The sequence below is a fragment of the Bacteroidota bacterium genome (assembly GCA_018831055.1).
In the GTDB taxonomy this organism is placed as follows: Bacteria; Bacteroidota; Bacteroidia; order Bacteroidales; family B18-G4; genus M55B132.
This window is the reverse complement of record JAHJRE010000002.1, coordinates 44,643-68,289: the sequence shown is the minus strand read 5'-3', so window position 1 is coordinate 68,289 and position 23,647 is coordinate 44,643. Positions and strand designations below refer to the sequence as shown.

The 23,647-nt window shown below is 43.3% G+C and carries 21 protein-coding genes; 10 read left to right on the top strand and 11 right to left on the bottom strand.

Annotation, left to right across the window (positions count from 1 at the left end; all coding sequences use genetic code 11):
- A partial coding sequence (locus KKA81_00315; protein ID MBU2649350.1) for a DEAD/DEAH box helicase occupies positions 1 to 432 on the bottom strand: 432 nt, incomplete at its 3' end.
- Positions 433 to 625: 193 nt separating this feature from the next.
- Here KKA81_00315 and nusB point away from each other — a divergent pair.
- The 8 genes from nusB (at position 626) to KKA81_00275 (ending at position 9,883) form a co-directional block, all read left to right on the top strand.
- The gene (gene nusB / locus KKA81_00310; protein ID MBU2649349.1) at positions 626 to 1,591 is read left to right on the top strand and encodes a transcription antitermination factor NusB; all 966 of its coding nucleotides are present in this window, start codon (positions 626 to 628) and stop codon (positions 1,589 to 1,591) included.
- Positions 1,592 to 1,653: 62 nt separating this feature from the next.
- Positions 1,654 to 3,246, top strand: coding sequence for a transglutaminase (locus KKA81_00305; protein ID MBU2649348.1), 1,593 nt, complete (start codon positions 1,654 to 1,656; stop codon positions 3,244 to 3,246).
- A gap of 102 nt (positions 3,247 to 3,348) precedes the next feature.
- Complete coding sequence (locus KKA81_00300) at positions 3,349 to 5,613, top strand: aconitate hydratase (GenBank protein MBU2649347.1); 2,265 nt, start codon at positions 3,349 to 3,351, stop codon at positions 5,611 to 5,613.
- Between the two features lie 49 nt (positions 5,614 to 5,662).
- Positions 5,663 to 6,388, top strand: a complete 726-nt coding sequence (locus KKA81_00295) for a DUF2807 domain-containing protein (protein MBU2649346.1) — start codon at positions 5,663 to 5,665, stop codon at positions 6,386 to 6,388.
- A 73-nt stretch (positions 6,389 to 6,461) separates the two neighbouring features.
- On the top strand, positions 6,462 to 7,529 hold the full coding sequence (gene porQ, locus KKA81_00290; protein ID MBU2649345.1) for a type IX secretion system protein PorQ: 1,068 nt from the start codon (positions 6,462 to 6,464) through the stop codon (positions 7,527 to 7,529).
- Positions 7,530 to 7,595: 66 nt separating this feature from the next.
- Entirely contained in the window at positions 7,596 to 8,468 is an 873-nt protein-coding gene (locus KKA81_00285) for a 4-hydroxy-3-methylbut-2-enyl diphosphate reductase (GenBank protein MBU2649344.1), read from the top strand.
- Complete coding sequence (locus KKA81_00280) at positions 8,468 to 9,586, top strand: DNA replication/repair protein RecF (GenBank protein ID MBU2649343.1); 1,119 nt, start codon at positions 8,468 to 8,470, stop codon at positions 9,584 to 9,586. The genes KKA81_00285 and KKA81_00280 overlap by 1 nt, the downstream gene beginning before the upstream one ends.
- A 3-nt stretch (positions 9,587 to 9,589) precedes the next feature.
- Positions 9,590 to 9,883 (top strand): DUF721 domain-containing protein, encoded by a 294-nt coding sequence (locus tag KKA81_00275; protein ID MBU2649342.1) that lies wholly within the window; start codon positions 9,590 to 9,592, stop codon positions 9,881 to 9,883.
- Between the two features lie 18 nt (positions 9,884 to 9,901).
- Here the strand turns inward: KKA81_00275 and KKA81_00270 are convergent, their stop codons facing one another.
- Genes KKA81_00270 through KKA81_00240 form a run of 7 tightly spaced genes read right to left on the bottom strand, consistent with a single transcriptional unit; the run spans position 9,902 to position 17,938 of the window.
- Complete coding sequence (locus KKA81_00270; GenBank protein MBU2649341.1) at positions 9,902 to 10,516, bottom strand: fumarylacetoacetate hydrolase family protein; 615 nt, start codon at positions 10,514 to 10,516, stop codon at positions 9,902 to 9,904.
- Positions 10,517 to 10,552: 36 nt separating this feature from the next.
- Positions 10,553 to 11,227: a YciI family protein gene (locus tag KKA81_00265; GenBank protein MBU2649340.1), complete on the bottom strand. Its 675-nt coding sequence runs from the start codon at positions 11,225 to 11,227 to the stop codon at positions 10,553 to 10,555.
- 10 nt (positions 11,228 to 11,237) lie between these two features.
- Positions 11,238 to 12,857 (bottom strand): NADP-dependent glyceraldehyde-3-phosphate dehydrogenase, encoded by a 1,620-nt coding sequence (locus tag KKA81_00260; protein MBU2649339.1) that lies wholly within the window; start codon positions 12,855 to 12,857, stop codon positions 11,238 to 11,240.
- A gap of 7 nt (positions 12,858 to 12,864) precedes the next feature.
- Complete coding sequence (locus KKA81_00255) at positions 12,865 to 13,689, bottom strand: 3'-5' exonuclease (protein ID MBU2649338.1); 825 nt, start codon at positions 13,687 to 13,689, stop codon at positions 12,865 to 12,867.
- A 3-nt stretch (positions 13,690 to 13,692) separates the two neighbouring features.
- The gene (locus tag KKA81_00250; protein ID MBU2649337.1) at positions 13,693 to 14,991 is read right to left on the bottom strand and encodes a 2-oxo acid dehydrogenase subunit E2; all 1,299 of its coding nucleotides are present in this window, start codon (positions 14,989 to 14,991) and stop codon (positions 13,693 to 13,695) included.
- 52 nt (positions 14,992 to 15,043) lie between these two features.
- On the bottom strand, positions 15,044 to 17,023 hold the full coding sequence (locus KKA81_00245; GenBank protein ID MBU2649336.1) for a glycosyltransferase family 2 protein: 1,980 nt from the start codon (positions 17,021 to 17,023) through the stop codon (positions 15,044 to 15,046).
- 45 nt (positions 17,024 to 17,068) lie between these two features.
- Complete coding sequence (locus KKA81_00240; GenBank protein ID MBU2649335.1) at positions 17,069 to 17,938, bottom strand: universal stress protein; 870 nt, start codon at positions 17,936 to 17,938, stop codon at positions 17,069 to 17,071.
- Between the two features lie 145 nt (positions 17,939 to 18,083).
- Here KKA81_00240 and KKA81_00235 point away from each other — a divergent pair, with 145 nt between their 5' ends.
- A complete protein-coding gene (locus KKA81_00235; GenBank protein ID MBU2649334.1) occupies positions 18,084 to 18,482 on the top strand; it encodes an Rrf2 family transcriptional regulator in 399 nt (132 codons plus the stop codon).
- A 7-nt stretch (positions 18,483 to 18,489) separates the two neighbouring features.
- Here KKA81_00235 and KKA81_00230 read toward each other — a convergent pair whose 3' ends face one another.
- Complete coding sequence (locus KKA81_00230) at positions 18,490 to 19,746, bottom strand: Nramp family divalent metal transporter (protein ID MBU2649333.1); 1,257 nt, start codon at positions 19,744 to 19,746, stop codon at positions 18,490 to 18,492.
- Positions 19,747 to 19,923: 177 nt separating this feature from the next.
- On the opposite strand from KKA81_00230, the gene KKA81_00225 reads away from it, so the two are divergent.
- Positions 19,924 to 21,447: a DUF853 domain-containing protein gene (locus KKA81_00225; protein MBU2649332.1), complete on the top strand. Its 1,524-nt coding sequence runs from the start codon at positions 19,924 to 19,926 to the stop codon at positions 21,445 to 21,447.
- Between the two features lie 156 nt (positions 21,448 to 21,603).
- Here the strand turns inward: KKA81_00225 and KKA81_00220 are convergent, their stop codons facing one another.
- On the bottom strand, positions 21,604 to 23,253 hold the full coding sequence (locus KKA81_00220; GenBank protein MBU2649331.1) for a PQQ-like beta-propeller repeat protein: 1,650 nt from the start codon (positions 23,251 to 23,253) through the stop codon (positions 21,604 to 21,606).
- An 18-nt stretch (positions 23,254 to 23,271) separates the two neighbouring features.
- Positions 23,272 to 23,637 carry a hypothetical protein gene (locus tag KKA81_00215; GenBank protein ID MBU2649330.1) on the bottom strand — a complete coding sequence of 122 codons (366 nt, stop codon included), beginning with the start codon at positions 23,635 to 23,637 and terminating at the stop codon, positions 23,272 to 23,274.
- Positions 23,638 to 23,647: the final 10 nt, after the last annotated feature.

Genomic DNA, 23,647 nt, shown 5'->3' with positions numbered 1-23,647 from the left:
GGAGATACAATGTGCTTCGTCGATAGCCAGGATATTCAGGTTCATTTGCAGAAGTTTTTCTCTGAACACCTCGGTTTCAAGCCTCTCAGGAGAAATGTACAGGAATTTAAGATCTCCGTAAACTGCATTATCGAGGATCATTTCCGTTTCTCTCGAATGCATGCCGGAATATATTGCCGCTGCTTTAATCTGCTTGTTCTTAAGATTAATTACCTGATCTTTCATTAATGCAATTAGCGGGGTTATCACCAGGCACAGTCCTTCCCTGGCCAGGGCAGGAACCTGAAAACAAACAGACTTACCCCCGCCTGTTGGCAACAAAGCCAGTGTATCTTTGCCTTCCAACACCGATAATATGATATCTTCCTGCAATGGACGGAAGGCATGATATCCCCAGTACCGCAATAAGATTTTTCTGATTTCCTGCTGCATATGATTACGAAGTTACAAAAATAGGAGGCCTTTTTTACGCAACTCCACATTGATTAGTACCAAAAAAGAACGATTGTACCCTGTTTTTTTCGAATTAACATAAATTTAATCTTAACGATACATCAAATCATATGCATTTTCTCTTATTTTTGCTTTTGCAAACCAATGACTCATAACAGTTCATTTCATATTCATGCTTAGCAGAAGGCACCTTCGTACCAAAGTACTTCAATCACTGTATGCATTTATACAGTCGGGCAATAGTGACATTGTCGCCGGTGAAAAACACTTGATCAAAAGCATCGATAAGCTCTACGAGCTTTATATTTATCAACTGTCGCTATTAATAGAGATTGTCGATTTCGCCAAAAAAAGGTCGGAAGAAAACAAGAAAAAGTATTTTCCTACCCGAGACGAGCTTAATCCAAACACAAAGTTCATAGATAATAAGCTTATCCGGCAGATTTCCGATAACAGGGATTATCAGCGTTATTACAACAAGTATAAAATCAACTGGTCGGAAGAACAGGAAATGATCCGTAAGCTTTACAACATGACCCGGGAGGGTAAATTCTTCAAAAAGTTCATGGAGACGAAGGGAAACGGATATGAGAGCGATAAGGAGATACTGCAGAAGATCATTAAGAAAATCATAGCTCCTTACGAATTTCTCGAGCAATATTATGAAGACAAAACTATATTCTGGTCTTTTGAAGATTTTTATACGGCCAATATGATGGTTCTGAAAACGATCAAAGCTGTTGAGGAGACCTGGACAGATCATCATCCCTTACCGGAATTGTTTAAAGAAACGCCGGAAGGTGAGCTTGATGATCGCAAATATATGTTGGATCTTTTCAGGAAAAGCATTCTTCATTTTGATGAAAACAGGGAGCTAATAGCCGAGAGGGCGAAAAACTGGGAACTTGACCGGATTGCCATCATGGATATCCTGCTGATAAATATGGCTTTGGTTGAACTTACTGATTTCCCCTCAATACCGGTTAAAGTTACCATGAACGAGTACATAGAAATATCGAAGTATTACAGTTCATCGAAAAGCAAACTTTTTATTAACGGCATCCTCGATAAAATGGTGGAAGAGTTTCGTGCCAGTAAAAAAATCAGGAAGACCGGCCGGGGTTTACTCGATAATTAATTTTAATACATATAGTTATGAAACGAATTTCGGGAAGCATTCTTGCTGGGATTTCCCTTGTTATGTATTTGTTTTCCGGGTTTGAGGCTGATGCCTGGACCGGCGAGGTATTGAAATCGTTTAAAACTCCGGGACTGTTCCCGACAGGGATAGCATATGATGGTACGAATATTTGGGTAGCGGATCGCAAAGACAAAAAGATTTATTGCCTGAATCCGGCCAGCGGCGAAGTGTTGAGAAGTATTCCGTCACCGGCATATTGGCCGACAGGGCTTACCTGGGACGGCAAATATCTATGGGCTGCGGATGTCAAAGGAGGGCTTCCGTTATCCGAAAATTACCAGGGTATTATTTACAAACTTGACCCGGCCACAGGAAATATCCTGCACAGTGTGCAATCGCCATCTTCTACTCCCAGGGGATTAGCCTGGGATGGAGCCTACCTTTGGTGCGCCGACAATGGTTCTGACGAAATAATTCAGTTTAACCCTGACGATGGCACCACCATTAAAGCATTTAAAGCTCCTTCAGGGGATACGAGAGGACTGGCGTTTGACGGAACCTATCTTTGGGCTTCCGACAGGATCAGGGATGAAATATACATGATAGATCCCGAGGATGGCACAGTTCTTTTGATCACAGAAGCTCCGGGTGCTTTCACCCTTGGATTGTGTTACGACGGGCAATACTTGTGGGCTTCCGACACAGAACAGGATAAAATATTTAAATTGTCCGTAAGGGATAATGATCTTTACAGCAGGACCAATGAACGTCATGCCGAAGTAACATATACTCATGAGATTACCAATTTCGGACCGGGAAAAGTACTTACTGCCGATATTTATCTGGCAATTCCACAAGACCGCGACAATCAGATAATAGAGAAAATATCGCACAGCAATAAGTTCAACGATGTTGTAAGCGATGCATCGGGTCAGAACTGCGCTCATTTCCATTTCGAAGGGATCGAGGCCGGTGGTAAAAGAGAAGGGGATATGATAACACGGGCAAAGATTTATGAGGTACGTTATTTTATTTTTCCTGATAAGGTTGGTCCATTGGAAGATATTCCGGCAGAGGTCAAACAAAAGTATCTTGGTGATAATGAAAAATACCAGATGAATCATCCCGTTATTCAGGATGCACTGAAGCAGTGCGTTGGCGATGAGAAAAACCCTTATCGCATTGCAAGGAATATTTATCATCACCTGATCGACAATATGTACTATGAAATGGTTGGGGGCTGGAACACTGCTCCAACCGTGCTTGAACGCGGAAACGGTTCCTGTTCCGAATATACATTTGTTTACATCTCCATGTGCAGGGCTGCAGGATTGCCGGCACGGTACGTGGGTTCGGTGGTGGTGAGGGGAGATGATGTTTGTATGGATGATGTGTTCCACCGCTGGGTGGAGGTATATCTCCCCAACTATGGATGGGTACCTGTTGATCCCAGTGGTGGTGATCATGAATGGCCCCGCGACCAGGCCAATTATTTTGGTCACCTTGACAACCGTTTCCTGATAACAACAGAAAATGCAGGAGGATCGGAATATCTTGGCTGGACTTACAATTCAGATGCGCACTTCACGAGTGAACCAAAAAGCTTTGTCGTTTCAGACCATTATGCCGACTGGAAACCTGTTGGGAAATAAGCACCAGCACTAAACAAAAATCAATGTAAATTGTATTTATTAGTTGACCGGAAGATGGTCATGTCTTTAGATTTTGTTTAACCTGTCTAATAATTGAAAATTATGGCTTTTGATATTGAGATGATCCGAAAAGTTTATGCCGGACTGGAGGAAAGGCTTGCCGTTGCTCGAAAAATTGTGAATCGTCCTTTAACCCTTACCGAGAAGATATTGTATGCTCATCTGGAGCAGGGATTGGCAAGTGAAACATATCAAAGAGGTCAATCCTATGTTGATTTTAATCCTGATCGTGTTGCGATGCAGGATGCAACGGCTCAGATGGCCTTGTTACAGTTTATGATGGCGGGTAAGGACAAGGTTGCCGTACCATCAACCGTTCACTGCGATCATCTCATCCAGGCTAAGACAGGTGCAAAGGAAGATTTGGCGAGGGCTTTGGACAACAACCGTGAGGTATTCGATTTCCTGGCATCTGTGTCGAACAAATATGGAATTGGCTTTTGGGAACCCGGGGCAGGGATCATACACCAGGTGGTATTGGAGAATTATGCTTTTCCGGGCGGGATGATGATAGGAACCGATTCGCATACGGTGAATGCAGGAGGGCTGGGTATGATTGCCATAGGCGTAGGAGGTGCCGATGCCGTGGATGTGATGGCCGGCATGCCATGGGAACTCCGCTGGCCCAAACTTATCGGGGTTAGACTGACAGGGAAGCTGAGCGGATGGACATCCGCCAAGGATGTGATTTTGAAGGTTGCGGGAATCCTTACTGTTAAAGGCGGTACTGGGGCAATCCTGGAGTATTTTGGACCCGGGGCAGAGAGTATTTCCTGTACGGGAAAAGGGACCATTTGCAATATGGGTGCCGAGATAGGGGCTACTACATCCATTTTTGGTTACGACAGCAAAATGGAGGAATATCTTCTGGCCACAGGACGCTCAGATGTTGCCAGGGAAGCAAATAAAATCAAAACCCACCTCAATGCTGACCCTGAAGTATATGCCCATCCTGAAGAATATTTCGATCAGGTCATTGAAATCAATCTTTCCGAATTGGAACCTCATATTAACGGACCCTTTACCCCCGACCTAGCCACTCCGGTTTCCCTGTTTGCTGAAAAGGTCAAAGAAAACGGATGGCCGGAAAAGCTTGAAGTAGGTTTGATCGGTTCATGTACAAACTCTTCCTACGAAGACATTAGCCGTGCTGCCTCTATAGCCCGGCAGGCGCTTGAGAAAAATCTGAAGGTAAAGTCGGAATATACGGTTACTCCCGGTTCGGAGCAGGTGCGTTATACGGTGGAACGTGATGGTTACCTTGGCGTCTTTGAGAAAATCGGCGGGGTTGTGCTGGCCAATGCCTGCGGCCCCTGTATCGGACAGTGGGCCCGGCATAATGCTGATAAACAGGAAAAGAACTCTATCATGACATCCTTTAACCGGAACTTTGCCAAGCGTAATGACGGAAATCCCAATACGCACGGATTTGTGGCATCACCGGAGATTGTGACCGCTTTTGCTATTGCCGGAACGCTGAATTTTAATCCCATGAAGGATGAGCTGATCAATGAAAACGGTGAAAAAGTCAGACTGGATGAACCTCTGGGAATAGAGTTCCCCTTAAAAGGGTTTGAGGTGAAAGACAACGGTTATGTTGAGCCTGCTTCCGATGGAAGCAAAGTAGAAATCAAGGTTGATCCGGATTCGGAAAGGCTGCAGTTGCTTGCCCCTTTCGAACCTTGGAAAGGGAATGACCTGAAAGGTTTACGGCTGTTGATCAAGGCCCAGGGAAAGTGTACGACCGACCATATCAGCATGGCAGGGCCCTGGTTAAGATACCGCGGACACCTTGAGAATATCTCAAATAACCTTCTCATCGGAGCCGTAAATGCATATAATGGTAAGACAAATGAGGTTTTGAACTTGCTGGCTAACGAATATATGACGGTTCCCGAGTCGGCCCGTACCTATAAGAAAAATGGGGTATTTACTATTATTGTTGGGGATGAGAATTACGGAGAAGGTTCTTCCAGGGAGCATGCAGCAATGGAACCCCGGTTCCTGGGAGCACAGGTTGTTCTTGTACGTTCCTTTGCAAGGATCCATGAGACCAATCTGAAAAAGCAGGGGATGCTTGCCCTTACTTTTGCTAATCCTGCAGATTATGACCATATCCGCGAGGATGATTTGATTGATGTTAAAGGTCTGGAAGATTTTTCCCCGGGAAAGCCGTTAACAATTGTGCTTAACCACAGCGATGGCACAACCCTGGAATTTTTAGCCAACCATTCATACAATGAAAATCAGATAGGCTGGTTCAAAGCAGGGAGCGCTCTGAATCTCATTAGAAAGCAAAACGCATGATGATTTTCACCCGGAATTTTGTATCATTGTACAAATAAATTCCTGGAATATGAAAAATCTTAAACTTTTCACCATTGTATTGGCTGCCTTGATGTTTACCCTGATGGGATGTGATTGTGTTAGCATTAGGGGAACAGGAGATTATATTTTGGAAAACCGGCATGTTGAAGGTTTTACCGGTGTCAGCCTTGGAATTCATGCACGTATAGTATTGGAGCAGGATTCATTATGGGAAATGAAAATTGAAGCTCAGGAAAACGTTTTGGATGTTATTAAAACAGAAGTGAGAGGCAATATGCTTCATATTTCTGCCGGTAATATTTGTACCTGGGATACGGAACCTGTTACCATTTTTCTGAAGATGCCGGAGGTTGACAGAATTGAAATCGGTGGATCCGGCACGGTAGTTACAAAAAGGGAGATCAGGGGAGAGGACCTTGACCTCGGTGTTAGCGGATCCGGCCAGATGATGTTGGAGTTGTCGATGAAAAGGGTAGATGTGCATATTAGCGGATCGGGTGAAATTGATATTGCCGGAAGTACCCGTGATCTTGATATTCATATCAGCGGATCCGGTGAATGTTATGCACTCAATCTTCGTTCCCAGGATGCTGATATCCAGATTTCCGGGTCCGGATCAAGTAAGGTTTATGCAAAAGAATCACTTGATGTTTCCATCTCAGGTAGCGGCAATGTATTTTATAAAGGAGAACCGGATATTTCTACTTCTGTGAGCGGTTCGGGGGAAGTCCGGAAAATCGGTGACGACTTTTAAAAAGGATGATAATATTAATGTAAACCCTGCGTTTGCATACCGTGAATTATGTTCAAACTTTAATACGACTCGTGTGAAAAGTATCTACACCTATTGTTCTGCACTGATTCTGGTATTTTTCCTGAATATTATCCCTGGATATTCTCAAATTGGAGGAGACAATACCTTTGAGTTTCTTAATCTTCCCAATTCCGCCAGGGTTGCTTCATTAGGTGGTAACTTCCTGGCAATATACGATCATGATATCACGCTTGCAGTGAATAATCCGTCCCTGATCTCACCGGAGATGAATAACAATATCGGCCTTAGTTTTATTGATTATTTTTCCGGGATCAATTATGGCTTTGCCGCTTATTCCCGCACTTTTGACAAAATAGGAAGCTTTGCAGGAACCATGCAGTTCATTAATTACGGGCGTTTCACAAAGACCGATGCCAGTGGTATCGAGCAGGGTGAATTCACTGCATCTGAGCTTGCATTAAATATCGGATGGGGCAGACGATTGCATCCCCATTTCACCATAGGGTCAGATGTAAAGGTAATTTATTCAGGATTTGACGAATACAAATCATATGGACTAGCAGTGGATGTTGCCGGTTCTTACATTGATGAGGAGGGATTGTTTACAGCATCCTTAATAGTCAGGAATATCGGCTATCAACTTAAGGCATATGATGGCAGCAATAATGAACTCCTGCCCTTTGAGATTCAAGCCGGTATGTCGGCCGGGCTAAGGCATCTGCCATTCCGTTTTTCGGTTTTATTGAATCATCTGGAGCGCTGGGATCTTCGTTACACCGATCCGGTAAAAGAAGAAGAGAGCATAGATCCCATCACAGGCGTAAAGAAAGAAGATTCGTGGATTGTTAAAGCGGCGGATGAAGCCATGCGTCATGTTGTTATTGGTGGGGAACTTAATATAACAAACTTCCTGAGCTTCAGGATTGGCTACAATTATCAGCGCAGGCAGGAACTCAAAGTAGATAATAAAACTTCAACGGTAGGCTTATCCTGGGGTGTTGGGCTACGCATTTCAAAGTTTCATTTTAGCTATTCCCGTTCCAGGTACCACCTGGCAGGATCTCCGAATTTCATTACAATCACCACCAATTTATCTGATTTTGCAAAGGCAGCCAAGTAATTTGCCATCTTGATTATTCCAGCCGAAAGGGTTTTCCAAATCCTATTATTTGTAATTTTATGCCTTATGAGTATAAAGGTGGACATAGATCCGGATGCCGGTTTTTGTCCCGGTGTTGTTGCTGCCATTGAGCGTGCTGAATCCATCCTGGAAAAGGAAGGACGATTGCTATGCCTTGGAGAACTGGTACATAATGAGGAAGAAACAGAACGATTACGCAGGAAAGGCCTGTTGATCATTGATCACGAGGAACTTCCCGATGCAGAGGAGGAAAAGGTACTGATCAGGGCTCACGGTGAACCTCCTGAAACATACCGCAATGCAGGCAAACATGGAGTTATTATCGAAGATGCCACTTGCCCTGTTGTTATAAGGCTCCAGGAAAAGGTCGGGAAAGCTTACCGTGAAATGGAAAAGAGAAACGGTCAGGTAGTAATATTTGGGAAAGCTGCTCATCCCGAAGTGATTGGTCTTCAAGGACATGCTGAGGGGAGGGCTGTTGTTGTGTCAAAAATAGAAGATCTGGTGAAAATTGATATGAATAAACCGGTCAGGTTGTTTTCCCAGACTACCATGGATAAAGAAGCCTATGGCACTATTGCCGGTATCATCAGAGATAAGACGGCAAGGTGCAACAACGAGGATGTTGTGATCTTCAGAAGTATTTGCGGGAAGGTCGCTAACAGGGTGGAAGGACTGCGAAAATTTGCCAAAGCACACGATATGGTTGTTTTTGTTTCAGGAAAAAACAGTTCCAATGGGGCATACCTTTTTACAGTTTGCCGTGAAGCCAATCCGGCGAGTATCCGGATTTCTTCGGAGTCGGAACTTGATCCCGCTGCATTGAGTGGCAAAAATAATATAGGTGTGAGCGGGGCAACTTCCACTCCATCCTGGCTAATGAAAAAAATTGCAGACAAGATAAGAACCTTTTCATAATGCATTTGCAAAAGCTGAATATCAGTAATTTTAAAAACTACGAAGATGCAGACCTCTCTTTTTCTCCGAAGATAAACTGCTTTGTAGGGAATAACGGGGTGGGAAAAACCAATATCCTGGATGCTATACATTACCTTTCCTTTTGCAAAAGCTATTTTAATCCTGTTGATACACAGAATATCAGGCATGAACAGTCTTTCTTTTCCATTCACGGGTTATACAGCAGGGAGATTAGCAAAGTAGATATGGTAAGTTGTATTCAGCAACTTAATCATAAGAAGCAGTTCCGGTTAAATAAGAAGGATTATGACAGACTTGCCGATCATATTGGTTTGTTTCCTCTGGTAATGATATCACCTTACGACAGGGATTTGATTAACGATGGAAGCGATATCCGGCGTAAATACATTGATTCGGTTATTTCGCAGTTCGACCGGATTTATCTGGAAAACCTGATGAGTTACAATAAAGCATTACAGCAAAGGAATGCTCTTCTGAAATATTTTGCGGAAAAGCGCTATTTTAATGCAGATTCTCTTGAAATCTGGGATATGAAGATGATCCAGCACGGTGATTTTATTTTCAGGAGAAGAAATGAATTTCTTTCCGATTTCATACCGGTGTTTCGGCATTATTTCGAGTTTGTTTCAGGAGGTAAGGAAGAGGTGGATATCAGCTATGTTTCGCAGCTTCATGATAATTCACTGGAGGAATTGCTGAAGGAGTCGGTTGAAAGGGATATCCAGATCCGATATACCAGCACAGGGATACATAAGGATGATCTTGAATTTCGTATTACGGGTCATCCGATAAAAAAATTCGGTTCCCAGGGCCAGCAAAAATCGTTTGTGGTTGCCATTAAACTGGCGCAATTCGATTATACCAGAAAAACCAAGGGATTCAAACCCATTTTGCTTCTGGATGATATATTTGACAAACTGGACGACCAACGTGTGGGAAAGATTATTGAACTGGTAGGAAATGACAATTTCGGGCAGGTGTTTATTACGGACACACAAAAGCAGCGAATTGAAAAGTTGTTTCAAAGTGCCCGCATAGAGCATAAGATATATGAGATCGAAGCCGGTAAAGCGAGTGAGATACCTAACGGGAATTAAGCCATGATCAGGAAAACCAATGAACAGACTCTAGGGGAAGTTATAAAAGAGCTTTTACAGGCATACCGGCTGGATGCAAAACTGGATGAAACCGAGGTAGTACATTTATGGGAGGAAGTAGCGGGGAAGCTGATTGCCAGACATACTAAAAATCTTTACGTTCACAACCGAATTTTGTATGTCAGCCTTGATTCGGCAGCACTCCGAAACGAATTGAACATGTTAAGATCAAAAATCCAACGGGCGATCAACAAAAAAATCGGAAAGCAAGTAATTGAGGAAGTGATTTTCCGATAAGCCGGGGTCAAATGTCGGTTATTTCACTTTAAAGTCGAGTAATTTTTCAGCGCCAATAAAGCCTTCAAGCCGGTCGCCAATTTTTACAGGTCCTACTCCCGCAGGAGTCCCCGTGTAAATCAGATCTCCCATCTTCAGTGTCATGAAACGTGAAACATGTTCGATTAATTTAGCGAAATTAAAGATCATATCCCTTGAGTTTCCTTTTTGAACCGTTATGCCGTTCAGATTAAGATGGAATTCTATTTTCCCAAGGTTACTGAAGTTTTCCCGGGGGATGAAGTCGTCGCTGATAACAGCGGAGCGGTCGAAGGCTTTTGCGACTTCCCAGGGTAGTCCTTCTTTGATGCATTGACGTTGAATGTCTCTGGCTGTAAAATCTATTCCCAGGCCAATGGAATCAATATAAGTGTTGGCATTTTCTTCCAGGATGTTTTTTCCGACCCTTTTGATTTTCAGCACCAGCTCTACTTCATAATGCACATCGTGAGAAAATTCGGGGTAATAAAACGGTCGGTTTCGGATCAGGAGAGCAGAGTCAGGTTTCAGAAAAAAAACAGGTTCTTTGGGGATGGCACTGTTTAATTCTTTGGCGTGATCGAGGTAATTGCGTCCGATGCAAATGATCTTCATAGTAGTCCGGTTTATTTTTGATAAAATTACAACAAATCATTGGGATTTACAAAAGGTTTCTGCTGCAATCCATATTGTTTTTATCTCGTATGCGTATTTTTTATATATTAAATACGGGTCTTCCTGCATCCATTCATCCGCGAGAATCTCATTATCGGATTCGAGGATCATAATTCCTCCGCTTCCCTCCGGGAATTCTGCTTCAAACAGAATCCTTGTATCACTATTATCTTGTCTCCAGTGGTCAGCGTGTAATTCGGATATCTCCTGAGATGATTTCCCAAGATCAATATCCATAGGGAAATCGGTAAATCTTATAAAGACAAAATTTTGCATGGTATAATCTCCGAGAACATCGCATAATTTACCGGATAGGATTTTCATGGGCAGGGTTTCCAGGATGAACCGGTTAGCCTGAATGGCCGGGTCGCGTTTGAAATATGAATCCAGTTCGGTGGCAGATGTTGCTTTCAGGATAAAGATACCACCTCCTCCGGTAAAGGGCCCTGCGGCCACCAGTTTGCCGTCTTTAAACAAGCTGTCAATATTTGCCAGATGTCCTTTCTGGAGGCTGGCAACAGAGTCTTCACTCAATGCTTCTCTTTCAGGATTTGTATTCAGGAAGACGAAATACAGGGAGGAGCGATCCTGCGCAAATAGTGTGACTGACAGAAGCAAGGATATTGCGATGAATAGCAGAATTCTTTTCATGGTATAAAGATTAAAAGATGAAATCCGTACTCAGGAAATTTGACTCTCTTTCTCTGATGATATGGGTAATGATATCGCGGTTCAGTTCGGTTGATTTTGCAGCCACCAGGGTTCTGATGGAGAAAACGCGTAAGGCATCAGAAACGGAGAGTGTTCCTTCTGCAGAGTCTTTTCGTCCGGTAAAGGGGAACGTATCAGGGCCACGCTGGCATTGGCTGTTGATGTTAAGTCGGCAAACCTGGTTAACGAGGGGGTCTATCAGGCTGGCAATATTTCCAGGATCTGTTCCGAAAATACTGAGCTGTTGCCCGTAATTCGACTTCTGTATGTATTCCAGCGGTTCTTGTATGTCCTTGAAACTAAGGGATGGTATAACCGGCCCGAATTGTTCTTCGTGGAAAATTTTCATTTTGTCGTTAACAGGGAAGAGGAGGGCAGGGTAGAAAAATGTCATTTCGGATTTTCCACCGGATGGGTTGACTACATGCGCACCCAGATTTGTTGCGTCATTTACAAGGGTTTTCATATAATCAACAATATCCAGTGAAGGCAGAGGCGTGATCATCACACCTGTCTCCCAGGGCATACCGGTTTTAAGGGACTCAAGTTCATGGGTGAACTTGTTTATGAACACATCCCGGATATCCTCATGGATAAAGAGCATTTTAAGCGCTGTGCAACGTTGGCCGTTATATGATAGGGATCCGAGCAGGCATTCCTTTACTGCGAGATCAATATCGGCATCCGGAAGTACGATTGCCGCATTTTTAGCTTCCAGTCCTAACACACTCCTTAGCCTGTTTGGACGCGGATGTTGTTTTTTCAGGATATTTGCCACACGGCTGGACCCGATAAACGCGAGAACATCAATTCGTCCGGATTGCATCATCGGGCTGATAATGGTTTGACCGTCGCCGTAAACCATGTTAACCACCCCCGGAGGGAAAGAATCACGGAAAGCTTCCATTAAGGGTCGGTGAAGCAGTACCCCATATTTTGGAGGTTTGAAGATCACGGTGTTTCCCATGATCAAAGCGGGGATCAGGGTGGTAAATGTCTCATTTAAAGGATAGTTATAGGGGCCCATGCAGAGTACAACTCCCAACGGGGCTCTACGTATCTGTCCAATGACACCTTGTTCGATCTGGAAACGGCTTGAATTGCGGTCGAGTTGCTTGAGGGCATCAATAGTATCCCGGATATATTCAATGGTACGATCGAACTCTTTAACCGAGTCACTCAGGGATTTTCCGATTTCCCACATCAGGAGTTTTACAACTTCGTTTTTCTTCTGCTGCATCCTGAGCGTGAAGTCTTCCATGTGTGTAATCCTTTGCTGTACACTCATTACCGGCCATTCACCCTTTCCATTGTCGTAGGCTTTGCATGCTGCTTCGAGAGCCATCTCCGCTTCTCTCTCCGATAGCAAGGGATAATGCCCCAGGATTTGTTGTATGACATTTTCACCTTCCTGAAGGCAAACGGGACTTAATACTTCCTGATAATCTCCTGCCCAAGTAAGGATTTTTCCTCCAATAAGGTATTCCTTTTGCTCGAAAGGCTCGGAAATGCGAAATTCTTCGGGAATGTCATTTAGACCCGGGAAAAAGTGATCCTTAATCGTTTGCATCGGTATTTTATTGAAAATTTATTGCTCCTTTGTTAAACCCGCGAAGTTTAATGGCAGTGATCACATTTTTTGTCGACAGGGGAAACTCGGCTTTCATCATCCAGTCGTAATACTGCGGTTCTTTCCTGAAAACATCTTCCACCGGCTTGCCTTTGTATTTCCCGAAATTGAATACTTCATTTTTTTTATCGTTATAGACAATGTGCCCTACCATATCTACAAAATGTGATTGGTAGGAAAAGTCGAAAAGTGATTTGACATTATTGACCACAGGAGTGCTTTTCTTTCCATCCTGGTCGGTATATTGCTTCCCATTGTACACATCGAGCTGTGATTTGAGTATCTCATAGGTTGCGCGTGTATCGGCTTCGGCCGTATGTGCATCAACAAGTTCTTTCTGGCAATAAAACCTGTAGGCAGCATGGAGGGTTCGCGGTTCCATTTTGTGAAAGATGTTCTGAACATCCACCAGGTACCGGTTTTTTATGTCAAAGTTTATGCCTGCGCGGAGAAACTCCTCGATAAGCAAAGGAATATCGAACTTGTTGGAGTTGTATCCTGCCAGATCACAGTTTGCAAGCATCCTGTTAAGTTCATGGGCCACATCCTGGAAGGTGGGTTTATCATTTACATCGTCATCAGTGATGCCATGTATTTTTGTTGACTCAGGAGGAATGGGCATGCCTGGGTTCAGTAGGAAAGTCTTTATTATTTCCTCTCCTCCCGGCATCACTTTCAGGATGCAGATCTCAATGATCCTGTCGGAGGCTACTTTTACACCGGTACTTTCTATGTCGAGGAATACTATTGGCCGGTTAAGGTTTAATTCCATGATTTATACGGATTGGTTTGGGTCAAAACTCTCGATCACATCTCTTAATCTTTTCAGGTACATTCCCCCGAGAGCACCATCGACGATGCGGTGGTCATATGCCAGCGAGAGTACCATCATATGACGGATCCCGATCATATCTCCCTGCGGGGTTTCGATGACCACCGGTTTTTTGCGTATAGCTCCAATACCCAGAATGGCAACCTGAGGCTGGTTAATTATGGGGGTTCCGGTGATGCTGTCGAAGGAGCCGAAATTGGTTATGGTAAATGTGCCTCCCTGAATTTCGTCGGGAAGAAGTTTGTTTTCACGGGCTCTCTTAGCAAGATCATTAACATCTCTGGTAATTCCGAGCAGGTTTTTTTGATCTGCATTGCGGATAACCGGTACGATGAGGTTTCCGTTAGGCAGGGCTGTGGCCATACCTATGTTAATATTTTTTCTCAGGATGATGCGTGTTCCGTCGACAGAAGAGTTTATTCGCGGGAATTCACGGATTACGCGGGCTGCAGCCTCAATAAATATGGGAGTGAAGGTCAGTTTTTGCTTTTCTCTTTCCAGGAACGCATCTTTAACTTTTTCGCGCCATTTGACGATATTGGTTACGTCGGCTTCGATGAATGAGGTAACGTGCGGGGAAACTTGTTTCGACATGACCATATGGTCGGCAATAAGCTTTCTCATGCGGTCCATTTCAACGATCTCATCACCGGTTCCGGCGCTAACGGATATTGGCTCAACCGGGGCAGGCTTTGAGGGTGGAGTAGAAGCAGCAAAGGCTTGAGATTTGCCGGCGGCAGGCCTGTTCTTCAGGTAATCCAGGATATCCTGTTTGGTAACCCGTCCATCTTTGCCACTGCCAGGGATGGAGTCCAGTTCACCGACGGTGATATTTTCTTTTCTGGCAATACTTTTTACCAATGGTGAATAAAAGCGGTCTGATGCGGATTCAATGTTTTCAGTGTCAGCGGCAGATAGAGGAGGTTCCGTATCCGCTTCTTCTTTGGGTTGCTCCACGCTTTCCGGCTGGGGTTCAGGAGTTGCAGCACCGGTGTCGGCACCCTCGGTTTCTATGATGGCAATGGTTTTACCAACCGCAACTGTTTGTCCTTCCTGAAACAATATTTCGGTGATCTTACCTTCCACCGGAGAAGGTATCTCAGAGTCAACTTTATCCGTTGCGATCTCCACGATGGGATCATCCTCTTCTACGGAATCGCCTGCTCCTTTTAACCATTTTGTAATTGTTGCTTCGATAATACTTTCGCCCAGTTTGGGCATTACTAATTCAAACCTTGCCATTATAATGATTATTTATAGTTTGAAATATAATACAAATTTACGGTTAATATGTTCAAATATCTGTTCGACGTCTACCCATTTCCTTCATGCCTTTCAGGATGATGTTGAGGTCGGTGTTAATGCGATAATCGCGTGCATAAATAAGATTCAGCCATTGGATGGTCTCAGCGGGGAGAATTTTTTTCCGGAAGGCATCGGTGGGAGTAAGGATCCCCTTACGAATAGGAGGGAGAGATACATGAACTGAGTTTTTAAAGGAATTATAACCCACCCAGGATCGGTTGCCAATAAAAACAAGGAATATATTTCTGAGTAATCCAGGGATGTTTTTTACAAATGGAATAAATAGCGGGAAAAACAGCAGGGCAAAAAGGGAAATGCAAATATCGAGAAAACGTTTATTTCTTCTGTTAGCCCGGTTGGTAATAGCGTTGATGTCAATGGTATAAAGGTCTCCGGAAGTACTAATGGAGTTGGAACCGATGATGGAAAGGCTGTCTTCCGGGGCTATTTTAAATTCAATATTGGTTTCTCCCAGTTCCGACATGATATCTATGATTTCCCGGTGGGAGATATCGCGTGAGCAAAAGATCAGCTCGTCAATATTGTAAATAAAAACTATATCTTCAATTTGGTCGAGGCTTCCGAGGAAGACATCGTTTTTATGTTTTCCTGAAGAAGGGTGGACCAACCCTATAAAAGAAGGCAGGATATAGGTTTTTCTGAGAAGGTCGGCAACTCTTTCTGCTTCTTCTTTTTCTCCAATAATCAGGAATCGCCTGTTCTTAGTTGTACCTATTCTGAAATATCCGGGATTTAGCAAATGCAGAAGGAGGCGTAGCAGGATCATTGAGAAGAGCCCCCATACGGCTCCAAGGATGATTATTGCCCTAGAGAAGCGGAATGATTCATTCAGGAGGGCGTAAACTACGAGGATGATTACCGTTCCGATGGCTATTCCCTGAAAGATCTTTATCAGCCTGACAGGACGGTCGTAACCTCCGCTGAGAAATACGGAAAAAAGCCAGATGAGTATATATGCCGGTACAACGATAGTGATGAATTCCGGTGGATATTGCCCGCCATCAGGGAAAATAACCTGAAGTTCCCAGTAGGATTTTATGAAATAGATACCGGAGAAGATGAGAAGAATGTCTATGAAGGGAAGAAAGGCTTTTTGTACGAATCGGGCCATGATGGCTGCTGATGCTCTGAGGTAAATGGCCGTATTGATCAGGAAAGAGAAAAGATTTGCTCTTCTCTGGGAGAAATGCTTTCGGGCAAAAATGACCATTGCCCTGTAAAAGACCAGAACGTAATTGATACTGCTCTTTTTTGTGCTTTCGCCCTTGTAATGTATGATCCTTGTTCCCGGGAAATAAAAATTTTTATATCCGGCCTGGCTGATCCTGTATGATAAGTCTATATCTTCTCCATACATGAAAAAATCCTCATCCAGCAGCCCTGTTTTATCGAGAGCCGATCTCCTAAGAAGCATGAATGCCCCCGAGAGTACATCTACCTCATGTATTTCATCCTTGTCAAGGAACCCCAGGTGATATTTACCGAAAACCCTGGATTTAGGGAACAATTTAGCAAGCCCGAAGATTTTGTAAAAAGCTACATCCGGGGTGGGTAATCCCCGTTTGGATTCAGGCAGGAAGTTCCCTTTGCCGTCAATCATTTTCACACCAAGACCTCCGGCTTCAGGATGCTTATCCATAAATTCAATTACCTTCCTGAATGTGTCGTCTTCCACCAGGGTGTCGGGATTCAGGAGGAGGACATATTCTCCTTCCGACTGTTTGATAGCCTGATTGTTGGCTCTGGAAAAACCTGTATTAACAGTGTTTGCAATGAGCTTAACATCAGGATACTTTTCCCTTACCATTTTGACGGAGCCGTCAACCGAATTGTTGTCAACAACGAACACTTCGGCATCCAGGTCGATCAGTGCTTTTTTCACGGACATCAGGCACTGATCCAGAAAGTGTTTAACGTTATAATTGACAATAACAATGGATAGTTTCATACCTTGCCGTAGATAATCGGAACTGCGGTTCAAAGATAAAACTATTTATGTTTCCCTTATGGCAAGAAGAGGCATATTGGTCTGCAATAGATTTTTCTTGGTTATGCCTTGATAGAACAATCGTTTGAAAAATCCTTTTTTATGAGGAATAAATGCGACAAGAGAGATGTCGTGTTCCCGGATAAAAGCTTCGATATCATCCTGAATATTGCTTTCCGGGAGAATATGGTAGGTTATGTTTCCTTCCCTTTCTTTATCGGCAAAATGATTTTCGATGGGTTTAAGCCTTTCCTGCGCTTCCTGTCTTTCGTTGCTGATTAGCAGATGCAGGAAAAACAAAGCCGGATTATAATGCTTCAGGATACTGAAGGTTTTATCGAGCACAGGAATATCCGCATCGGATATTTCCGAAAGATACAGTACCCTGCCGATAACGGGATTATCTTTTAATTCGGGAATAGCGAATACCGGGGCTTTGGCATGATCCATAATTTTTTTTGAGACACTTCCTTCCAGGAAACCTTTTTCTCCCGAGCCATGGGTTCCCATAACAATCAGGTCGGGTTTGTATTCATTTTCCATATCCAGGATTTCAAACTCCGGTTCTCCACCTTCCAGAGTATAAACCACCTTAATGTTTTTAAGCCCTTTCGACCTGACCTGGTCAATGAGACGCGATTGCAAAAGTTGGATATCGTTTTCCGAACGCTGCCGGATATCCATCAGCAATTGTTCGTTGATCATAGTTTCAGTATCAATTCCTGTCGGGAAACTGCTATCGGTTACTATTACCTGATCAAAAAAAGAATTAAATAAACGGATTTCTGTGGATTCATTGCCGGCGAGTAATAGCGCGTACTGGCATACACTCCAGGTGTTTTCTGAAAAATCAACGGGTACCAGGATCTTTTTCATTTTAAGGGCTTTTTGTGAATAATGGATTTACAACCTATTTTTATTAAGTAAAAATAATCCATTTTTTGAAACAATCTTTGCTTTTATGGTTTGTTAATTGGAATTTGATCATACATTTGGGTAATCAAATACCAATTCCATTATTATGTCCCGGATCATAGCCTTAACTGAAGCGGCATCTATAGCGATACATGGTATGATTATCCTTGCAAGGTCTGAGGGATCAGTAAGTGTTAATCAGATAGCAGAGGTTAACAATAGTTCAAGACATCATGTAGCTAAAATATTCCAGCGTTTGGTGAAAGAGGGCTATGTGAGCTCGAATCGCGGGCCCAATGGTGGCTTTTTGTTAAAGAAATCCGCGGATAAGATTACGCTTTTGGATATTTATGAGGTTATCGAAGGAAGACTTAGCACACATCATTGTCCCTTGGAAAAGCCAATATGTCCTTTCGATCAGTGCATCTTTGAAAACAAGATCAAAGAAATGGCCGAGGATTTTCGTGATTTTCTGCAATCCAGGACTTTGTTGGATTATCAATGATACAGGGTCAGGAAGCAAAATAGGTAATAATATAAAACAGCGTAAATCCTGTCAGGAAAACAATCCCTATCCACGCATAGATTTTTAATCCTTTGCTTAATCTGCCCTGAAGAGGCATTGATTTGGCTGTTACTACGCGATAGTTCATGAACGCGAGAACAGGGGCGGTAAGAAAAGAGAGTGTAGTCGCCAGGTCGACCATAAACCGCATGGATGTTGCGAAGAAGAGCAGGGTTATTATCGTTCCTGTGGAAAGAATAAGTATCCAGAACCAGTAAAAGTAGTTTCTGTTTCCAATCTGAGAAGTTAAGCGGGGAAAAAGTATTTCCGTAGTAGGCATAAGTACGCGGGGATAAGCATCGATGCATGTGAGGGTTGTGCTGAACATGGTTGTTAGGGCTGCAGCGGCAATGATATAATATGCCCATTTGCCGATAGATTCAGTATACATTTCAATGAGTTGTCCGGCAAAAACAGTTCCATTGGAGGATAATTCGATACCCGAACCATGCAATACAAGTGCTCCAAGGGAAAGGAAGCAACATGCCATGATTGCTGTCCCGATATATCCTATCCTGAAATCGAGAAGAGAATCGCGCAAGGAAGGCTTATAATGTAAATTGCGTTGTTTGGCAACCGACCATAGGGAAGACCATACGGCAACATCAATGGGAGCCGGCATCCAGCCAACAAAGGCAATAAGGAAGAAAATGTCGGTACTGTTATACCAGGAAAACTCTCCCGACCAGTTTGAGCCGGCATGAACCCCTTTTGATAATGCTCCGGCAACTGCGAAAACGGTAGAGATTGCAAGAATTACGATAACGAATTTAATCAGTTTGTCGAGCAGATTATACCGGCCTATCATCAATATGACAACAGTGGAGATCAGCAAAATGGCGCTTATCCACCCCGGATTCAAATTGATATGGAGAATATTTCCTGTCAAACCTGCCGTAACTATAGTAACAGCTGCCTGAATTGCGAACATCGTTAATAAGGTAAGGATAGCAAAAGCAACGATTGCCCATTTTCCCATTTTGCGGTATCCATCAATAAGGCTTTCACCGGTAACGGCAGCATAACGGGTACCGAACTCAAAAAAGGGATATTTAAGAGCATTTACGAGGATAAGAACCCAAACCAGGCTGAATCCATATGATGCTCCTGCCCGGGTAGACTGCACTAAATGAGAAACCCCGATTGCTGCTCCTGCGTAGAGAAGCCCGGGACCCAGAATTCTCAATAAATGACGGATGTTCATCCTTGCCGCTTTTTGGAAGTCAAATGTATGGAAAACATAAAGTCTTTCAGAGACTGATGAAAATTTTAATCTTTTAAATTGACAGGCGGAGTAGAATGTCATTTAAAGCAAATTGCCGGATCATTCGATTATTGGTTAATTTTACTCCCTTCAAGAAAACATAAATTAAATACAAAAATGGATATCCGACAGTCTTTTAAATCAAACATTCAGGAAGGTTATTCCTTTAAAGGAGAAAGTTTTCTGCTCGGTACGGCTATGCTTAATGGTGAATGCATATCTGAAGCTTTTGTGAAAATTCCTCTGAAAACCCTTAACAGACATGGTTTGATCGCAGGGGCTACCGGGACGGGAAAAACCAAGACCCTACAGGTAATTTCAGAACAATTATCTGAAAATGGGATTCCTGTATTGTTAATGGATATTAAGGGAGATATGAGTGGTCTCGCTAAGCCAGGGGAAGAGAAGGAAATTATCAAAGAAAGGCATGCAAGGCTGGGATTTAACTATACGGCGAAGGCAATGCCTGTAGAGCTTATGACCCTGTCTGGAGAAAAAGGCGTGAGACTCCGCTCCACGGTGACGGAATTTGGCCCCATTCTGATTTCGAAGCTTCTGGAACTAAATGATACACAGGGAAGTGTTGTTTCTCTGGTCTTCAAATATTGCGATGATCATGACCTGCCCCTGATCGACCTCAAGGATTTTAAAAGAATACTCCAATATGCCATCCAGGATGGGAAGGAGATTGTTTCCAGGGAGTATGGCAGTGTTTCTCCAGCCACAGTAAATACGATATTGCGGAAGATCATTGAACTGGAACAGCAAGGGGCTGAGAGTTTTTTCGGGGAGCCGTCGTTCGATGTGAATGACCTGCTTAGAAAAGACAAAGAAGGTAACGGTTATATATCCATCATCCGCCTTGTTGATATGCAGGACAAGCCGAAGATGTTCACTACCTTTATGTTGAGTTTGTTGGCAGAGGTCTACGAGAAATTCCCGGAAAGGGGTGACCCGTTGAAACCCGAACTTGTTATTTTTATTGATGAAGCTCATTTGGTTTTCAAAAATACTTCCCGGGTGCTGATAGACCAGATAGAAACCATCATTAAACTGATTCGCTCTAAAGGTGTTGGCATCTATTTTTGCACACAAAACCCTACTGACGTTCCTGATGCTGTTCTTAGCCAACTGGGACTCAAGGTTCAGCATGCCTTGAGGGCTTTTACAGCCAAAGATCGAAAAGAGATCCGGCAAACAGCCGAAAACTATCCTGAATCGGAATATTACCTTACCGATGAAGTATTGACGTCTCTGGGTATAGGTGAAGCTTTGGTTACTGCACTGGACGAAAAAGGCAGACCAACGCCTTTAGCTGTAACATACATGAGAGCTCCCATGACGAGAATGGATATTCTGGGTGATGAAGAGCAAAACGAGATCGTTGAAAATTCTTTTCTCGCCGATAAATATGAGAATACTATCGACTCTGAATCAGCCTATGAAATGCTTTCCCGCAAAATAGAAAAGGCCAGGACCCAAATGCAATATGAAGAGAAACCCCGGGAGAAGCCCGGAAGGAGACAAAAAACCACACAGCCTTCAACACTGGAAACCCTGGCGAAAAACACCATGGTCAGGCAAGTAGGAAGAACGTTGGCAAGGGAATTGATAAGGGGTTTGTTCGGGGTGCTGAAATAGCTTTAAATGATTACCAGGAATGATGAATGTCAGGTTGCAAGCTGCCTGATAAGTGGTAATGCCATTCTTTTCTTTCAGGGAATGATTCAATAAAAAAACCTGTCCGTTTACAGAAGATTGTTACGGACAGGTTTTTTTAATTGCCTTAACCGAAGATTATTTGGCCTTTACCTTGGTAACGACTTTATCTTCATATACATAAACATGACTGGCATCATTTGTCAGTGTGGTTGCTGCTCCGGTTTTGGCTTTGAATTCCGCAAAGCTGCATCCTGCAGAAAGATCGAAACAAGCGATATCTGCCTTATCGGTTTTCAGGATAAGAATATCGCCAATTCTGGCCTCCAGTCTTGAAGTCTTGTATTTTGCGTTGCACACCAGGTCTCCGTTGGAAGCCTTAAATTTGGAAATACCTTTCTCTCCAACCACAACTATATCGTCATTATAAGGCAGAATGAGGGATGCCAGGCCGACTCCGCCTTTATTGACAGGCACAACGAATTTGTCTTCCCCATTTTCAGGATTAATGGAGTGAAGCTCTTTACCGCTGCACACAATGAACTCATTGCCCAGATAGATGGCATTGGTAATTCCTTTCTTAAATTTTTCCGATTCCCATGCCATTTTCCCATCACTCACGTTAAATGCTTTAACACCGTAGGGTTTGACATCCTCATAGCCTACAAACTCCACTTCAACCCATGAATCACCGGATTTGTATTTGTGATGGTATTGAACTTCTACTTTACCACCGATCTGCAGGATGATTTTATCGCCGACAAGATACATGCCGGGTATTGCCTTGGCTTGTGGTATTTCGGGTGATGTCCAGATCAGTTGTCCTGTATGAACATCATATTTTTTCAAATACTGGCTCTTTTTATCCGACATTTCCATCACATAGAAGTCGTCTCCCACAATCAGCGGGTCGGCTACTGCTCCGTAAACGCCAAAAGCAAAGACCTGTCCTTGCGGTTTTCTGACAAGCCCGTCGGCGGTGTAATCATAAGCTGCCGACCAGATATTGGCACCGGTTTTCAGATCGTATACCTGGATGCCGTTAAGGCGGAGAATGACTTTGTCGTTAACAACTTCAAGATCAAATACAAAGTCACGTGTAACAGCCTTTCTCTCAGCCCGGCCGATATATGTGCTTTCCCAGAGGACTTCTCCATTGCCGGCATTTACCTTCATGATCTGATTTTTGAATCCGGTAAACAGAGAAGCTAAAAAACCAGGTTTGAAGTTAACCATCAGGATGGCGTCTTCACCAGGTAGATATAGCCATTGGCCTACTGCTCCCTTAAATTGCGCAGTGCTCCATACTTCTTCACCGGTGCGGGCTTTGATAAATACAAGTTTGTCCTTTAAGGATAAAACAAATGCATCTTTCTCAGGAATATACATCACAAGGTCTTCGCTCAAATTCTGGTATTTATCGGAAGTCCAAAGTAATGAACCATCGTCCATATTTATACAAGCGATTTGATCACTTCCCATTTTCCTGTCGAAAAGGAAGATAGTGTTTGATTCCCAGAAAGCGAGCAGCTCGTCAATTTTTCTCAGGTTGGGAGCAATTTCCTTGAATGCTTTGGTCCAGATGGTTTTACCATCCTTGTTTTGAAATACTGTGAGTTCTTTATCCGATGCAACGAAACTGAATCCACTTTCGGTGTTACCAAGGTCGGTTCCGTGATAGATGATCTTGTGGCCCATTTTTTGTTCCCAGACTATGGCCATATCCTCCTGGGAGAAAACACCGCAGGTAAGTGCTGCAGCTATTACTAATAATACTGTTTTTCTCATGGTTCTTGGTTTTGGATTTTAGTTAAATGTGAAAGAATAACTGAATTTATAATCGCGCCCTTTTGGGGTTTTAAACGAAAACTCGAAATTCATAAGAATATCCTTTAATTCATTCTGAAAACGGATCTCACCGTTTTCGCTTCCTGAGCAAAAGACTGTTGCGACTTTGCCTCTTTCATGAATTGTAATATCGAGATGATAGGTTCCTTTGGCTTTGTTTTCCATAGCCCATTTATACAATGAGCCATCCGGTCCCTTCATGGCTGCTTCAATGTCTGCTTTAGCAGCCTCAATTACCTGATTTTTATCTTCTATTAGCCGTTTACCGGCGTAACTGCCGGCTGTTATAAGCAAAATAAGAAACAGGATTATGCTTCGTTTCATAAGGTATTTG

What these genes read in the sequence shown, in the direction of transcription:
- nusB (MBU2649349.1), top strand. Translation starts at nt 626, where the DNA reads ATGCTTAGCAGAAGGCACCTTCGTACCAAAGTACTTCAATCACTGTAT.
- KKA81_00305 (MBU2649348.1), top strand. Translation starts at nt 1,654, where the DNA reads ATGTATTTGTTTTCCGGGTTTGAGGCTGATGCCTGGACCGGCGAGGTA.
- KKA81_00300 (MBU2649347.1), top strand. Translation starts at nt 3,349, where the DNA reads ATGGCTTTTGATATTGAGATGATCCGAAAAGTTTATGCCGGACTGGAG.
- KKA81_00295 (MBU2649346.1), top strand. Translation starts at nt 5,663, where the DNA reads ATGAAAAATCTTAAACTTTTCACCATTGTATTGGCTGCCTTGATGTTT.
- KKA81_00285 (MBU2649344.1), top strand. Translation starts at nt 7,596, where the DNA reads ATGAGTATAAAGGTGGACATAGATCCGGATGCCGGTTTTTGTCCCGGT.
- KKA81_00280 (MBU2649343.1), top strand. Translation starts at nt 8,468, where the DNA reads ATGCATTTGCAAAAGCTGAATATCAGTAATTTTAAAAACTACGAAGAT.
- KKA81_00275 (MBU2649342.1), top strand. Translation starts at nt 9,590, where the DNA reads ATGATCAGGAAAACCAATGAACAGACTCTAGGGGAAGTTATAAAAGAG.
- KKA81_00270 (MBU2649341.1), bottom strand. Translation starts at nt 10,516, where the DNA reads ATGAAGATCATTTGCATCGGACGCAATTACCTCGATCACGCCAAAGAA.
- KKA81_00265 (MBU2649340.1), bottom strand. Translation starts at nt 11,227, where the DNA reads ATGAAAAGAATTCTGCTATTCATCGCAATATCCTTGCTTCTGTCAGTC.
- KKA81_00260 (MBU2649339.1), bottom strand. Translation starts at nt 12,857, where the DNA reads ATGCAAACGATTAAGGATCACTTTTTCCCGGGTCTAAATGACATTCCC.
- KKA81_00255 (MBU2649338.1), bottom strand. Translation starts at nt 13,689, where the DNA reads ATGGAATTAAACCTTAACCGGCCAATAGTATTCCTCGACATAGAAAGT.
- KKA81_00250 (MBU2649337.1), bottom strand. Translation starts at nt 14,991, where the DNA reads ATGGCAAGGTTTGAATTAGTAATGCCCAAACTGGGCGAAAGTATTATC.
- KKA81_00245 (MBU2649336.1), bottom strand. Translation starts at nt 17,023, where the DNA reads ATGAAACTATCCATTGTTATTGTCAATTATAACGTTAAACACTTTCTG.
- KKA81_00240 (MBU2649335.1), bottom strand. Translation starts at nt 17,938, where the DNA reads ATGAAAAAGATCCTGGTACCCGTTGATTTTTCAGAAAACACCTGGAGT.
- KKA81_00235 (MBU2649334.1), top strand. Translation starts at nt 18,084, where the DNA reads ATGTCCCGGATCATAGCCTTAACTGAAGCGGCATCTATAGCGATACAT.
- KKA81_00230 (MBU2649333.1), bottom strand. Translation starts at nt 19,746, where the DNA reads ATGAACATCCGTCATTTATTGAGAATTCTGGGTCCCGGGCTTCTCTAC.
- KKA81_00225 (MBU2649332.1), top strand. Translation starts at nt 19,924, where the DNA reads ATGGATATCCGACAGTCTTTTAAATCAAACATTCAGGAAGGTTATTCC.
- KKA81_00220 (MBU2649331.1), bottom strand. Translation starts at nt 23,253, where the DNA reads ATGAGAAAAACAGTATTATTAGTAATAGCTGCAGCACTTACCTGCGGT.
- KKA81_00215 (MBU2649330.1), bottom strand. Translation starts at nt 23,637, where the DNA reads ATGAAACGAAGCATAATCCTGTTTCTTATTTTGCTTATAACAGCCGGC.